Annotated in this window: 12 protein-coding genes and 2 tRNA genes; 3 read left to right on the top strand and 11 right to left on the bottom strand. The window is 46.2% G+C overall.

All coding sequences use genetic code 11. The annotated features are described in order from the left end of the window. Positions 1-152: 152 nt before the first annotated feature. The 6 genes from KNO71_RS01330 to KNO71_RS01355 form a co-directional block, all read right to left on the bottom strand. Complete coding sequence (locus KNO71_RS01330) at positions 153-2,216, bottom strand: peptidoglycan D,D-transpeptidase FtsI family protein (protein WP_078147131.1); 2,064 nt, start codon at positions 2,214-2,216, stop codon at positions 153-155. 157 nt (positions 2,217-2,373) lie between these two features. Beyond that, entirely contained in the window at positions 2,374-2,982 is a 609-nt protein-coding gene (locus KNO71_RS01335; RefSeq protein ID WP_012726617.1) for a superoxide dismutase, read from the bottom strand. An 84-nt stretch (positions 2,983-3,066) separates the two neighbouring features. Then, positions 3,067-4,539: an alpha-amylase gene (locus tag KNO71_RS01340; protein ID WP_078147132.1), complete on the bottom strand. Its 1,473-nt coding sequence runs from the start codon at positions 4,537-4,539 to the stop codon at positions 3,067-3,069. Between the two features lie 112 nt (positions 4,540-4,651). Next, positions 4,652-4,725: transfer RNA gene (locus KNO71_RS01345), tRNA-Ile, on the bottom strand. Positions 4,726-4,732: 7 nt separating this feature from the next. Beyond that, positions 4,733-4,806 (bottom strand) — tRNA-Met (locus tag KNO71_RS01350). Between the two features lie 105 nt (positions 4,807-4,911). Beyond that, positions 4,912-6,555, bottom strand: a complete 1,644-nt coding sequence (locus KNO71_RS01355; RefSeq protein ID WP_078147133.1) for a Na/Pi cotransporter family protein — start codon at positions 6,553-6,555, stop codon at positions 4,912-4,914. Positions 6,556-6,735: 180 nt separating this feature from the next. Here KNO71_RS01355 and KNO71_RS01360 point away from each other — a divergent pair, with 180 nt between their 5' ends. After that, complete coding sequence (locus KNO71_RS01360; protein WP_078147134.1) at positions 6,736-7,191, top strand: hypothetical protein; 456 nt, start codon at positions 6,736-6,738, stop codon at positions 7,189-7,191. A gap of 13 nt (positions 7,192-7,204) precedes the next feature. Here the strand turns inward: KNO71_RS01360 and KNO71_RS01365 are convergent, their stop codons facing one another. Then, complete coding sequence (locus tag KNO71_RS01365; RefSeq protein ID WP_214684019.1) at positions 7,205-8,905, bottom strand: methyl-accepting chemotaxis protein; 1,701 nt, start codon at positions 8,903-8,905, stop codon at positions 7,205-7,207. A 212-nt stretch (positions 8,906-9,117) separates the two neighbouring features. Between KNO71_RS01365 and ispG the strand changes: the two genes are divergently transcribed. Then, positions 9,118-10,239 carry a flavodoxin-dependent (E)-4-hydroxy-3-methylbut-2-enyl-diphosphate synthase gene (ispG, locus tag KNO71_RS01370; protein WP_012726622.1) on the top strand — a complete coding sequence of 374 codons (1,122 nt, stop codon included), beginning with the start codon at positions 9,118-9,120 and terminating at the stop codon, positions 10,237-10,239. A gap of 75 nt (positions 10,240-10,314) precedes the next feature. After that, entirely contained in the window at positions 10,315-10,899 is a 585-nt protein-coding gene (locus KNO71_RS01375; protein WP_078147136.1) for a hypothetical protein, read from the top strand. Positions 10,900-10,930: 31 nt separating this feature from the next. Here KNO71_RS01375 and KNO71_RS01380 read toward each other — a convergent pair whose 3' ends face one another. From KNO71_RS01380 to KNO71_RS01395, 4 genes are read right to left on the bottom strand one after another with little or no spacing between them, the layout of a single operon-like run. Next, positions 10,931-12,319: an NAD(P)H-hydrate dehydratase gene (locus KNO71_RS01380; RefSeq protein WP_214686961.1), complete on the bottom strand. Its 1,389-nt coding sequence runs from the start codon at positions 12,317-12,319 to the stop codon at positions 10,931-10,933. A 35-nt stretch (positions 12,320-12,354) separates the two neighbouring features. Continuing rightward, positions 12,355-12,780 (bottom strand): Fur family transcriptional regulator, encoded by a 426-nt coding sequence (locus KNO71_RS01385; protein ID WP_012726625.1) that lies wholly within the window; start codon positions 12,778-12,780, stop codon positions 12,355-12,357. Then, positions 12,773-13,630, bottom strand: a complete 858-nt coding sequence (locus tag KNO71_RS01390) for a metal ABC transporter permease (RefSeq protein ID WP_214686962.1) — start codon at positions 13,628-13,630, stop codon at positions 12,773-12,775. The genes KNO71_RS01385 and KNO71_RS01390 overlap by 8 nt, the downstream gene beginning before the upstream one ends. Beyond that, the gene (locus tag KNO71_RS01395) at positions 13,627-14,388 is read right to left on the bottom strand and encodes a metal ABC transporter ATP-binding protein (RefSeq protein ID WP_214686963.1); all 762 of its coding nucleotides are present in this window, start codon (positions 14,386-14,388) and stop codon (positions 13,627-13,629) included. Before KNO71_RS01395 ends, KNO71_RS01390 begins: the two co-directional genes overlap by 4 nt. Positions 14,389-14,465: the final 77 nt, after the last annotated feature.

A 14,465-nucleotide genomic window follows, 5' to 3' on the forward strand; every position in this document is an offset into this window, starting at 1 on the left:
TGTGACGTCCTCCTTGAGTTTGCTTTGATTTTTGTTGTGGATTTGTTGTTCTGTCCTACAATTAATATCCTAATGAACTTCTATTAACGAGAAATAAACGGAACGTAAAAGAATTGTAAAGACAAAAAAAGAAGTCACCGAAGTGACTTCTTTTACTGAAGCATTGCATTGACATCTTCTAAATTAAAGTAAGCTTTCATGATGTCGTGTGCGACCCGCGTGTTGATTCCTTCCGCCTCAAGTCCAGGCATGATAATTGCCCAGGCGATTTCCGGGTCATCGAACGGTGCCCAACCGACATGGTTTGAGTTCAATGTCTTGATCGGTTCTCCGTTCGCATTTCGTTTCGCCTGACCGTCTGCGCCCTCCGCAATCGCTTGGGCAGTTCCGGTTTTACCTGCAGCCGTCATACCGGTCTCCTGTAAAATGCGAGACGAACCGGAAGAAGATTCAACCCCTTGACGATACCCTTCACGGACCCGCTCGATATATTCATCCTGGATATCGACTTTATTCAACGCATTCGGTTGGAACGTGCTCACGACTTGCTTGTTGTTCTCATCAAGCGAACCTGGCTCAATGATTTCTTTTAGCAAGTGTGGTTGGACACGATAGCCACCGTTCGCCAATGCTGACGTATATTGCGCCAATTGAATCGGAGTATAAGAAATATACTGTCCAATCGACATATCCATCAGAAGTGTGACACGGTCCGGGATACTCCGGAATCCGGTCGACTCGAACGGTAAGTCAATCCCTGTCTCGATTCCGAGACCGAATTGTTTATAGTAGTGTTCCATCGTTTCAAACGCCTGCGTGACATTTTCTCCGACAATTTGACCTGTCGAGTAATAATCAGCCAGACGCAACGCAATTTGGAACATATAGATGTTCGATGACATCGCAAGTGCATCTAAGTCGTTGATGTTCCCCATATTTCGGTAGGAAGCTTTCACTGACGAACCGATTCGAATCGGTGCATCATAAATATATTCTCCCGGTTTGACGACGCCTTCTTCAAATCCATAGGCGACCGTCGCCCCTTTGATGGTTGATCCGATTTGGCTGGCACGAAGCACCGTACCGGTCGACACATCCTTGAATTCGTTCGTTTCCAAATCGAGTTCTTGTCCAGACAGAGCGAGCAATTCACCCGTTTGCGGATTCATGACGACCGCAAACGCTCGGTCGAAATGAGGACTTCCAGAGCGTCCTGCGCGAATCGCCTTTTTCAAGATCTCATCGACTTCTTTTTGGAACTCGATGTCGGTCGATAAGACGATATCTTTCCCTGGATTCCCACTCACTCGTGTCGGTTCACCTACCGGTTCCCCTTTGTACGTGGTGAACACATCATAGGCCGGCGTTCCACGAAGGACATCTTCATACTGTTGTTCCAAGTATGAGGTACCGACCCGGTCGTTCAACCCGTAACCTTTCGCTTGATAAGACGCACGTTGTTCCGCCGGAATTTGACGATAACTTCCCAGGAAACTTTTGAACGTCTCATCATACGGATAGTCCCGTTGATAGTACGGTTCGACACTCACCCCAGGCAACTGCTCTAAGTTCTCTTCGATGACCGCCATCTCTTTCGGGCTTGCACCGATTTTGATGACCTGTGGGTCGAGTGCATAGCCGCTCTCCATGTTGTGTTTAATGGCGATGATTTCTTCTGTCGCGTCATCAAACGTGATCTCTTCTTCTGTAATCGAGTCAAGCAAGAGTCGGTCCACGTCTTGGTTAGACAATGCGGCCCGCTCCTCTTCCGATAATTCTTCCAATAGCGCTTGAGTCCGTTCTTGCGCCAATTCCGGATTCGTTGCAATCCAGTAATCCTTCCGGTCTCGCTCCGTCATTTTGCGGTCTTCTTTCGGAATGTCGACGATTTCCGCCAACTTTTTCGCAACGTCCAACCGTTCATCCGTCTTTGTCACTTGAGAGCGACGATACATGACTGAGTAGTTTGAAATCGTATCCGCCAGTACTTGACCGTTCCGGTCGTATATTTTCCCTCGCGGCACTTCATATTTAATTTTACTCGACTCCGTTTTCTGTACTTCCCGAGCAATCAATTCACCATTCACGATTTGGACGACACCTAACCTAAAAATGAGGGTCGCAAATAGAATGAAGACGATGAAAAATAGTAAATTCAAGCGTAACGGTAAGTGGTTTCGCCGTTTTTTCGGCACTTTTACCCGATTTTTAGCCAAATCCGTTAACTCCCTCCACGTTCATTTCCTTCTATATTATAGAGGACAGGAATCCCTGTCGTTTTGTCCGATTTTCACTATATCATAATTTGTTTACAAATTAATGAAAACCATAAAAAAACCCGAGATTCATATCAGAACCTCGGGTAAGACAAACTTATTTTGCGTCAGCGTACAATGTCGCCACATAATCCCAATCGATGACATGGAAGAATGCGTTGATATAGTCAGGACGACGGTTTTGGTAGTTCAAGTAGTAAGCATGCTCCCACACATCAAGACCGAGGATCGGTGTAACACCTTCCATGATTGGTGAGTCTTGGTTTGGAGTAGACGTGACTTCGAGTTTACCATTTTTCACAACGAGCCAAGCCCAGCCTGAACCGAAGCGAGTTGTTGCAGCTTTCGTGAATTCGTCTTTAAACCCATCGAAGCTACCGAACGACTCATCGATTGCAGCAGCGAGGTCGCCAGACGGAGTACCGTTCTCATTTTTCTTCAAGAGCTTCCAGAAGAACGAGTGGTTCCAATGACCGCCACCGTTGTTGCGGACAGCTGTTTGAATGTCAGCAGGAAGCGAATCGATTTTTTGAAGCAAGTCTTCGAGTGAAGAGTACTCCACATCTTTTCCTTCGAGTGCATTGTTTACGTTCGTGACGTAAGTGTTGTGGTGTTTCGTGTGGTGGATTTCCATCGTGCGTGCATCAATGTGTGGTTCGAGTGCATCATATGCGTAATCAAGTTGTGGTAATTCAAATTTAGCCATTACTAAAATCCCCCTTAAAAGTGTTTTGAACAACGTTCGTCTTAAATGTAACAGATATGTGACGGTCGACTCAATTGTAATGCTTTATTCAACATCTTCTTCTGGCAATGCCCAAACTGAAATCGACCCCGCCGACACTTTAAATACCCCAAATCCTTCTTCATCAATCTCAATTCGATCATTCAATGTATTCGTTAAATCGACCCATGTTTCACCGGCACGTTCTTCCCCGACAAACATTCTCTTTTGAGATTCATCAGAAGTTGAAATGAGGACGGCACATCCGGAACGTTCGATTTCCTCCACACCTTTTCGTACCCACCCGATGACGTTTGCATCATCAAAGTAATCATCCTGCTCCCCGTACGCTTTCTCTCGGCGTGCATACAGAAGCGTATCAATGGCGAGCTTCATCCCATCAGTCGGGTGAGGACCGTCTATACCGTAGTAATCGCCATAGAAGACACATGGATAACCATCTTTACGAAGTAAGACAAGACCATAGGCGATTTGCTTGAACCAATCTTTCACCCATGACTCAAGCGCCTCCTCGGGTTGTGAATCGTGATTATCTACGAACGTCACGGAATGAAGCGGGTGTGACTGAACGAGCGTATCATCAAAAATGGTTCGCATGTCAAACGCGGCCCCTTCCTCTGAGGCTTGATGTAATTTGTAATGGAGTGGGACATCGAATAAATCGACATGGTAATCGATGTTATCGAGAAATTCACGACAGGCATCAAGGTCAGATTTCCAAAACTCGCCGACAAAATAGAATTGGTCACCTTTCTCTTCCCGCATCGTCTGACTGAACTCTTTTACAAAGTCATAGTTGATGTGTTTAATGGCGTCAAGACGGAATCCATCACATTTCGTCTCTTCGATGAACCATTTCCCCCAATTCAACACTTCTTCGCGCACATCGGGATGGTGGTAGTCGATGTTCGCAAACATTAAATAGTCATAGACACCGAATTCATCGTCGACGTTATCGTTCCATCTTTTGTTTTCTCCAACGATAAAGAAAATACCGGAACGATCAGTCGCCGCATCATAATCCGTTCCGTTAAAATGTGTGAAGTCCCATTTAAATGAAGAATATTTCCCATCACGAGCTTCATAATCAAATTTTGTCCACCCTTCGATTTCAAACGCTTCATCCGAGAGGACTTTCGTACGGTCGTCGGGATCGACTTCTAACACTTCAAACTTCTCGGTCGCATCCGCCCCGGCTTTATGATTCATGACGACATCCATATAAATCTGCATCCCAAGTTCTTGTTGACAATAGGTCGTTGCTTCAAGTAGTTCTTTTTTCGTTCCATATTTTGTGGCAATGGACCCTTTTTGATCGAACTCGCCCAAATCATATAAGTCATAGATTCCATAACCGGTATCTTGATCACTTTGCCCTTTTGTGACAGGTGGTAGCCATAGCGCAGTGATTCCTGCTTTATTTAAGTCGGCTGCTCTTTCTTTTAGTCGCTTCCAATGCTTTTGATCTGCCTCGACATGCCATTCAAAAAATTGCATCATGGTGTGGTTTCGTTCCATTTTGTCCGCCTCATTTCATATTTTTCAAAAAACAAAATGCTAACGAGTATTTACCCAGCAATTTTAAATTGAAAACAAAAAGCGACGTTCACAATGTGACGTCGCTTACGAATGGACCCTGTAGGACTTGAACCTACGACCGGACGGTTATGAGCCGTCTGCTCTAACCAGCTGAGCTAAGGGTCCTTATAAATAGCGGCGGAGGGAGTCGAACCCACGACCTCACGGGTATGAACCGTACGCTCTAGCCAGCTGAGCTACACCGCCATGTTGTTATACAGTAATAATATACTGAATATGTCCTAGAGTGTCAAGGAGTATTCCTTGCCAAATAAGAAAAGCACCCCAAATTTCATTTGGAGTGCTCCTGATTTATACGGTTACTTCGTTTGCATCTTCGAGTGTGATTTCCGTGATGTTCATGGCATGGTCACCGATTCGCTCCAAGTTCGAGAGCATATCAACAAAGAACATACCTGCTTGCCCATCACAAGCACCTGTGTTCAAACGAACGACGTGGTTCTTACGGAATTGACGCTCGAGCATGTCGAGTTTCGCTTCCATTTCAATGACTTTACGTGCTTCAACCATGTCGCCGCTCGCCAACGTCTGAAGAGATTTCTCTAACGTTGCACGTGTGAGGTCGTACATTTCAGTCAATTCTTTTTGTGCATCTGCCGAAAGTGTCACTTTCGTAGCTGTCTTATAATCAATCAACTCAATGATGTTCTCAACGTGATCACCGATTCGCTCGATATCGTTGATGGCATGCATGAGCGTTTTGTGCTCCTGTGACTCTTGTTCCGTCAAATCAACAGCAGCCAACTTCACGAGGTAATCTGTAATCTTCGCATTCAACGAGTTCAATGCTTCTTCGATATGTGCCGACTTTTCAGCGTGCTTCTTGTCGCCAGTCGTCAAATAGTTGCGTGCTTCATCAAGACCAAGTTTTGCGAAATCTCCCATACGGATGACTTCATATTTCGCTTGCTCGACTGCAATCGAAGGCGACTGTTGAATGAAGATCGGATCTAAATGTTGTGCTTTCGTATCAACGATTGAGTCTTCACCCGGGACCAATTTCGTCACAATCCAAGCAATCGTTCCGATGAACCAGAACTGGATCAATGTGTTGACGACGTTAAACGTACCGTGTGCGAATGCAATTTGCATCTTATCTTCGATTGCTAAGAGATCTGTGATCCAATAGATATAGTTTGTGAACGGAACTAACAAGATCATAAAGATTGTCGTACCAATCAAGTTAAAGATGACGTGTGCCGCTGCTGCACGACGTGCGGCAACTGATGCACCAATCGATGCCAAAATCGCCGTGATCGTTGTTCCGATGTTATCACCGAACAATACCGGTAAAGCAGCACCTAAATCGATGGAACCACCAGCATATAGTTCTTGCAAGATTCCGATCGTCGCAGACGATGATTGAACAATCACGGTAAATACTGTACCAACGATGACACCGAGGAACGGATTGTCACTCATTGATTGCGTCAAGTCGATGAAATATTCGCTTGAACGAAGTGGTTTCATCCCACTTCCCATCAATTCAAGTCCATAGAACAACATCCCGAAGCCAAAGAAGATTTGACCGAGGTGTTGTAATTTTTCTTTTTTAAAGAAGAACAACAATACTGCACCGATTGCAATGATTGGAAGCGCATATGCACCAACATCGAATCCGATGATGAACGCCGTCACCGTCGTACCGATGTTCGCCCCCATGATGACCCCGATTGCTTGACGGAGTGTCATGAACCCGGCGCTAACAAGTCCGACCGTAATGACGGTTGTACCTGAAGATGATTGAATCAATACTGTCACAATAATCCCGGCGAGTACACCGAGGAATGGATTCGTTGTATACTTATCAAGGATGTCTCGCAGGCGATTCCCTGCAGACTTTTGGAGTCCGTCTCCCATCGATTTGATCCCGAAGAGGAAGATCCCTAGACCTCCAAAAAACATGAATAACATTTCTTGCAAATTGTATTCCACGATTTTTGTACTCCTTTTAATTAAGAATTGGTTGGATTTGCTTGGTTTTTAATGCCCTACTCATTATGCCTTCATCGGCAGTATCATGTAAACACGTTTAATGTAAAAGTTTTATTAAAACACTGTACCATTATTTTAGATTATCGGCTTACTGTAATATAACAGATTGGAGTTTTTAGTATGCTCTCTACCATTTTGACGTTTCTTCAAACGAGCCTAGTCCCATCGAAACGCGCACTTCGACTTCGTCTAGCTCCGCTCCATGCCTACATGGGCGCCACATTCATCTTAACTCTCGTCATTACCATACTAGACTTTTTCGTGATTCGTCCTGACTTTTTCATCCCGATGTGGCTATTCTTGCACGGCTTCGCCATCTTCTTCTTCTATTTGATTTGGGTTGCACTCATGGCATTGTATGTCCAACTGTTTACGAAAATCTATTCAAAGAACAAATGGGCTTATCGTCAAGCCTGGCCATATGCTGTGGCGATGACACTCATCCCAACCTTGTTATTGGTCATCTTCTATCATTTGAATCCCGATTTCCTGACCCTCGGCTTTATAATCGGTCTCGGCTATATCAGTTTTCCGCTAACAAAAGTACCACAACCAAAACAACGTCGGGCCTCTTGAGCCCGACGTTGTTTTATGTTGGTGACAGTTCCTTTAGCGTCTGATTCAATGCTTCACTTTGGTCTCCAAGATTCGTTCCCGCGTCTTGAAGGGCAAGCTGAACATCTGACCAGCGATCGACACCTGTATTCAATTCAATCAATTTTCGTTCAAGCAATGAACTGATTTCGCGCAATTGTTCATTCGATTCCATTAAATGAACCAGCTGCTGGCCCGTACTCGATGTATGGACCGTAATCGCTTGAAATTCGTCAAGCTGTACTTTTATCTCACGATCGATGGTTTCAATTCCTGACTCGACACGACTAACGGCATCTTTTAAATGGTGAACTTCTTTAATGAAGTCATTAACTTCAGATAGCAGGTCCGTTCGTTCTGTGTTTAATGCTTCGATGGCACTGACCGCTAAAAGCGTCGATTCGTTTGTCATCTTCGCCAAATTCCCAACTTCACTGGCAACGACAGCAAATCCTTTGCCGTGCTCTCCTGCTCGTGCCGCTTCAATCGATGCGTTTAACGATAACATCTTTGTTGCCGCCGATACGGATAAGATACTTTTCAGCGCAACATCTGCCTTCGAAGAATTCGTCTCACTCTCAAGAAGTCGTCTCTGAATCGACTCCACTTGTTTCTCGACGTAATCACTCACGTCTCTTACAGAAGAGAACGTCTCAAGTTCTTCATGTAAAATAGACTTCAATTGATTCCCTCGCTCGTCCACACTCGTGATTTGCTGTTCAAGCGCTTCGATTTGTCGCGTCACATCTTTCATTTTAGATGTAGAGCCGTTTGTCACCGATTGATATGAATAGCTCGTCGATTCAACCGTAGCCGCCACTTCCCGAAACTGCTCCACCTGTTCGTGACTGTTACGTAATTCTTGTTTAAAGACAGGTAAGCTTTGATTGAACGCCGTTGCCGTTTTTCCCATCATGGACATCGATTGATTCCAAAGCGTGATGAACGCGTTGAACTCTGTTTCTAACATATGAATCTCTTTTGACTTCGATCCAAGTGTGACATCATCGAATCGGCGTGATGCCACGGCACTTCGTAACGAATCAGCCAACACACTGAGTGGTTTCACTTCACGGTGAATCAACCGTGTGAAGAGGACCATCACGCCAACCATCGCAATCAATACGATGAAGGCGATATGTTGGCGTAGCGAACTCATCGGACCCAAAACTGATTCTTTCGTAACGACAAGGACGTAATCCGCTTTTAGTTCAGGTATCGGGACAGAAGCCACTAATAACGTTTCAGTTTCTTTCACTTCCGCTTCAGAACTGTTCGACAACTTGCCGATCAATTTCTCTGTCGCTATGCTTTCCTTCCCAGTCAGCTGTTCAATTGCTTGATCACGCACTAAAAATTGTGCCGCATCAAACTCATCCCCCGATAAGATTGAAGCCTGTTGCATATAGGCTGACTTCAGCGAGCGTGCCAACTGTTTCTCATTCGCAACGTAGGCACTATATGACGTTTTAATCGATTCTCGCATGACAGTGACTTCTCGCATGAGCCGTTGCTCGATTTCTGATGCCAAGAGTTGCTCAGATTTGATTGCGAACCACCCGAATGTGAGCGCGAAGACGAGTAAGACAATTGGCATGAGCGTCCACTGGAGTCGGTTGGCCAATTTAGGATACTGACGTGCCTCGTGCAACGGTCTCTTCCTCTTGACTGGATTTTGTTTAAAGTTCCACTTCACAGATGCCACCTCTTTTTCTAATCTCGCCTATATATCGGTCTTGAGACGGTGGAAAATTATGAAGTAGATGTTAAGATAGCGTTAGAGTTTGTAAAGAGCACACATCCGTCACGCATCCTAGATGCTTTTTCACATTCTTTTCGTTATGATAATGAAGAAACCCTATCATCTTAAATCGATTGGATTCTTTCCAAAAGAAGGAGATTACGTATATGTCAGAAATTTTGCATCGTTCATTAACACGTCCGGTCCGCGTCGGTAACTTGATTATCGGAGGATCGAACGAAGTCATTATTCAATCTATGACCACTACGAAAACGCATGACGTCGAGGCGACAGTCGCCGAGATCAAACGTCTTGAGGAAGCTGGTTGCCAAGTCGTTCGCGTGGCTTGTCCAGACGAACGTGCAGCTGACGCACTTGCAGAAATTAAGAGCCGCATCAACATCCCGCTCGTCGTCGACATTCATTTCGACTACAAGCTTGCTTTAAAAGCCATCGAAAGTGGCGTCGATAAAATCCGGATCAACCCGGGTAACATCGGCCGCCGTGAGAAAGTAGAGGCCGTCGTCAACGCGGCGAAAGCAAAAGGGATTCCAATTCGAATCGGGGTCAATGCCGGTTCATTAGAAAAACAATTCCTTGAAAAGTATGGATATCCGACCGCGCAAGGTATGGTCGAGAGCGCGATGCACCACGTGAAGATTCTCGAGGACCTCGGCTTCTACAACACGATCATCTCGCTCAAAGCTTCAGACGTAAACCTTGCTCTTGAAGCATACACACTCGCTGCGAAGACGTTCGATTACCCACTTCACGTCGGAATCACAGAGTCAGGTCCACTCTTCTCCGGTTCACTCAAATCGGCTGCTGGACTCGGTGCGATTCTGTCTCTTGGAATCGGTTCAACGGTTCGAGTTTCACTTTCAGATGACCCGGTGGAAGAAGTAAAAGTTGCGAAAGAAGTGCTCAAGTCATTCGGACTTGCGGCAAATGCCGCGACTTTGATCTCTTGTCCGACATGTGGACGAATTGAAATTGATTTGATTTCGATTGCAAAAGAGGTAGAAGAATACATTCAAAACATCAACGTCAACATTAAAGTCGCTGTTCTCGGATGTGCGGTAAACGGACCAGGTGAGGCTCGTGAAGCAGACATCGGAATCGCAGGCGCACGTAACGAAGGACTTCTCTTCCGTCACGGAAAGATTATCCGCAAAGTGCCTGAGGCGACGATGGTCGAAGAATTGAAAAAAGAAATCGATGCGATCGCCGCTGAAAAAATGGCGGAACGTGAGCGCGAAGAACAAGAGCTCGCAAACCAATCAAATTAATGAATCTCATGCCCGTACGGTTGCAACCGTACGGGTTTTTGATAGAATAGAGGGCATGTGAGGAGGAGTGATGAGATGCGAATCGGCATTGATTTGGATGGAACCGTTACAGATCCTAAAAGTTGTTTTCTATATATGAATGAATCACTCGGCTATTCAATTGACTATCATCGTGCGACCGAGTACGAGTTACACACGTATACGACGATGGAACAACATGAATTTTGGAAGTTTATGATTGAAGAGGGGCATGAAGAAGCGATTTACCGTCGTTCTCTTCCGCACTCTGATGTGTTGGATGTGTTATGGGAATTAAAGCAGCAGCATCACCTGCACTACGTCACGGCCCGAAGTGAGGCGGTTCGACCGGTTACGGAAGAATGGATCAAACAGCATCGCTTGCCACTCGATTCGTTGGTCATGACCGGTTCTCACGATAAAATCAATGTCGTCAAAGACTTGTCACTCGAACTGTTTATGGAAGACCGGTATGAGAATGCCATCTCGATTCATGAAGAAACGTCAATTCCCGTACTCCTATTCGACGCACCCTATAATCGTAAGACGTTACCAGAGGGCGTAACTCGCATTTCGACATGGCGTGAGGCGCATTACCATGTCGCGCAATTGGAGAAACAAATCGTTCTACAGCAACGTTAAAAGGCAAGCCCGACGCAATCGGGCTTGCCTTTTACATTCGTCCGAGCTCTTCGATTAAATCGCTTGCGAGTACACTTGCGGGGTGTATCGTCTGGCTAATCGACTTGGCAGCGAGCGCATGCCATAGCACCGCTTGCTCGTTCGGTGACGAAGGTTTTTCTTTTCTAGCCCATAGCGCCAGAAGGATGCCAGTCAACACGTCCCCACTTCCACCTTTCGCTAACGCCGACGCTTCAACAGTATTGACGGCACCTGTTCCGTCAGGTGTGACGATGAGCGTATACGTGCCTTTCAAAATCAAATGGACCCGGTGTCGTTTCGCGAACTCACAAGCGATGGAGAAGCGGTCTGCCTCAATCTCTTCGACCGATTTACCGGTCAATCTTGAAAATTCACCTGGATGCGGTGTAAGCGTGAGCGGCCCCCGAGTTTCCAGTCGTTTCGTCGACAATGCCCCAGCATCCAAAATGACAGGACAGGGCTGCTGTTTCGCGTATTGCCAGATGAGATTCAAGGCCTCCCCTTCGACCATTCCGGGACCGATGGCCAGTGCATCGTACGATTGTTCCACCACATCGGTGTGTTGCTGATACATCGCTTCAGGTAATGTTGAGATGAGCGGGCTCGCTTCGCGTGGAATGGATAGACGCAATAAGCCAATGCCAGAACGAGTTGCAGCACGACCACCCAAGAATGGTGCACCGAGAAAATGACGACTCCCTCCGATGAGCATCCCATGTCCATATGTCGTCTTATGGCTGAATTGATCACGCCCCAAAAGAGATCGATCGAAATCAGTTTCGGTCAACACCTTCCAATCGGATGTATGCGGGAGTCCGATATCAACCCGTTCCACTTTGCCATAGAACGGAGCCGTCCGATTTAAGAATGTCGAACGCTTGAAACCGTGTAACGAATACGTATATGTCGCCCGAATCGCCATGTCATCAAAGTCACGAGTGTGATCACTCGGTATGCCTGACGGTACGTCAATCGAGATGACCGGCGTCGATTGATGATTCACCCATTCAATCACTTCCCGCGCGTGACCAGTCACGGGACCGGACAATCCGACACCGAACAGGGCATCAATGATGACATCTGTTTCAATCGGCCGCTCCACAAGGTGAACAAATGCGGAGGCGTAGGAAGCGTGTATTGCAGCCGCCTCAGACTTACTTTTCCCTAACGGTGACCATACGCTGACCTCATGCCCTCTCATAGCAAGTTCTCGAGCGACGACCCAACCGTCCCCACCGTTGTTGCCCGTCCCACAAATCACCAAAATGGTAGCCTGCGATTCAATTCGAATGTGAGGCACAATCGCCGAGGCCGCTCGCTCCATCAACACCTCTTCGGGCATCCCATTTTGAATCGCTGTGCGATCAATCTGCTTGATTTCAGCAGCTGTATAGATCATCTGACCTCCCCCTTCGATACAAAAAAGGGATTGAATCAAATCAATCCCTTTTGCTTACATTCTTTACAATACCCATATATCTCAAATTTATGATCGACCACTTCAAATTCAGGGTCGAGCGCCTCTACGAAGCGCATCGGACATAAATCGAGCAGTTTCGTCTTCCCGCAGCTCCGACAGATCAAATGATGATGGTGATGTGCCGCACTGCAGGTGACTCGAAAGGATTTCTCACCATCGAGTTCCGTCGCTTCAAGTAACCCTTCCTCCGCGAACGACTTCAAGTTGCGATATACCGTGTCAAAACTCATCGTCGGATGTTTGTCTCGCATGTACTCGAGTACTTCCTTCGCACTGATATATCGATCTTCTTCAGAGAGATAAGCATACATTTCAAGACGTTTCGGCGTCACTTTTAAAGAAGATGCACGCAGACGATTCAATTGTTCAGTCTCATTCATGTTGTACCTCCTTTTTCTTGAAACTCATGACTTTCTCAAGTGCCATGACGGCTGCTAAAATACCGACCGCAATCAATACGATGACACCGCCTGGAGCGACATCGAGATCATACGCAAGGACGAGCCCACCAATTGTCGCGACCTCTCCGAAGATGATGGACCAGAGAATGGTCTGTTTGAAGCTCGATGTAAAGCGTAGCGCCGCTGCGACGGGTAACGTAATCAAGCTTGATACGAGAAGCGTTCCGACAATTCGCATGCTGACGGCAATCACAAGCGCTACGATGAACATGAATAACAGATGAAGCATCGTACTCGGTAATCCCGACACTTTTGCCTGCTCTTCATCAAACGATAAGAACAACAACTGCTTATAGAAGATTAAGATCACAAGAAACGTCAAGACGGCCACACTGACAATCAATGTGATGTCCGACTGACTCACGGCAGAGATCGACCCGAACAAGAGTGTGGACAAGTCGACCGAGAATCCTCGCGATAGCGAGATAAAGATGGCACTGAGTCCCATTCCTGCGGACATCATGATCGGAATGGATAGTTCCTGGAAGTGCACATATTTCCCTCGAAGCCAGTTGAGCCCTAACGCCGCCAATACAGAGATGAGCGTTCCCATATAAAGGGGGTTGAGATCAGCGAATAGAGCGATATATTGTCCGAGAAATAAACTGAATGAAATTCCGGCAAGCGTCATGTGTGACAATGCATCGGCAATCAAGCTCATCCGTCTCACCACGATAAATGAACCGATGAGCGGAGCGGTAAACCCGATCACAAGTGCTGCAATGAACGCATAACGTAAAAAACTATATGTCCAAAGATCTGTGATCATGTCGTTCCCTCGTGAACAAGTACTTTAACAGGATAAGGTTTGATGGACGATGCGAGTTCTCCGAGCTCGCTGTATTCTCTCAGTCCGCAATTACATGCCAATCGTCCGCGGTCGAGATGGACGACTTTTGTGACGAGGTCGGTCACCACGTTTAAATCGTGGGTGACGAGGACGAACGTACAAGTCGTATGTTCACGAAGCATATGCAAGACTTCATAAAAATCTTGTAAGTGCTTTTGGTCCACACCGACGGTCGGCTCATCGAGAATCAATAGATCAGGTTGGTTGACCATCGCTCGGGCGATAAAGACGCGCTGTTGTTGTCCTCCGGATAGATCTCCAATTTTCCGATGACGATACTGCCACATATTGACTGTTTGTAACGCATTTTGAATCGCTGCCTGGTCTTCCATCTTCAAACGTTTGAATAAACCGAGACGTCCATATCTACCCATCGCGACTACTTCTTCGACGGTAACCGGGAATCCCGAGTTAAAGGAAGCCGCTTTTTGGGAAACGTAACTGATACGAGACTTATCTTTAAACTGCGAAATGGGCAGGCCGAACAATTCGACCGACCCTTGCTGTGGGTTCAGTAATCCAAGAATGGTTCGAATCAAAGTCGACTTCCCAGAACCGTTTTCTCCGACGATTGCGACAAAGTCCCCTTGCCGAATATCAATCGATACGTTTTGTAAGGCCGGTGTCCCATCATAGAAATAAGACACCTCGTTTAATTTGACGACAGATGTAGTCATCTAATCCCTTCTCTCATATGTTAAATCGTAATCATTTCTACTTTCTAGGCGTTTGTATTATACAGAATATCACGCAT

Source organism: Exiguobacterium sp. s163, from assembly GCF_018617135.1.
Lineage (GTDB): Bacteria > Bacillota > Bacilli > Exiguobacteriales > Exiguobacteriaceae > Exiguobacterium > Exiguobacterium profundum.

Coding starts and splice junctions, on each gene's coding strand:
- KNO71_RS01335 (WP_012726617.1), bottom strand. CDS start 2,982: ATGGCTAAATTTGAATTACCACAACTTGATTACGCATATGATGCACTC.
- KNO71_RS01340 (WP_078147132.1), bottom strand. CDS start 4,539: ATGGAACGAAACCACACCATGATGCAATTTTTTGAATGGCATGTCGAG.
- KNO71_RS01360 (WP_078147134.1), top strand. CDS start 6,736: ATGCTCTCTACCATTTTGACGTTTCTTCAAACGAGCCTAGTCCCATCG.
- ispG (WP_012726622.1), top strand. CDS start 9,118: ATGTCAGAAATTTTGCATCGTTCATTAACACGTCCGGTCCGCGTCGGT.
- KNO71_RS01375 (WP_078147136.1), top strand. CDS start 10,315: ATGCGAATCGGCATTGATTTGGATGGAACCGTTACAGATCCTAAAAGT.
- KNO71_RS01380 (WP_214686961.1), bottom strand. CDS start 12,319: ATGATCTATACAGCTGCTGAAATCAAGCAGATTGATCGCACAGCGATT.
- KNO71_RS01385 (WP_012726625.1), bottom strand. CDS start 12,780: ATGAATGAGACTGAACAATTGAATCGTCTGCGTGCATCTTCTTTAAAA.
- KNO71_RS01390 (WP_214686962.1), bottom strand. CDS start 13,630: ATGATCACAGATCTTTGGACATATAGTTTTTTACGTTATGCGTTCATT.
- KNO71_RS01395 (WP_214686963.1), bottom strand. CDS start 14,388: ATGACTACATCTGTCGTCAAATTAAACGAGGTGTCTTATTTCTATGAT.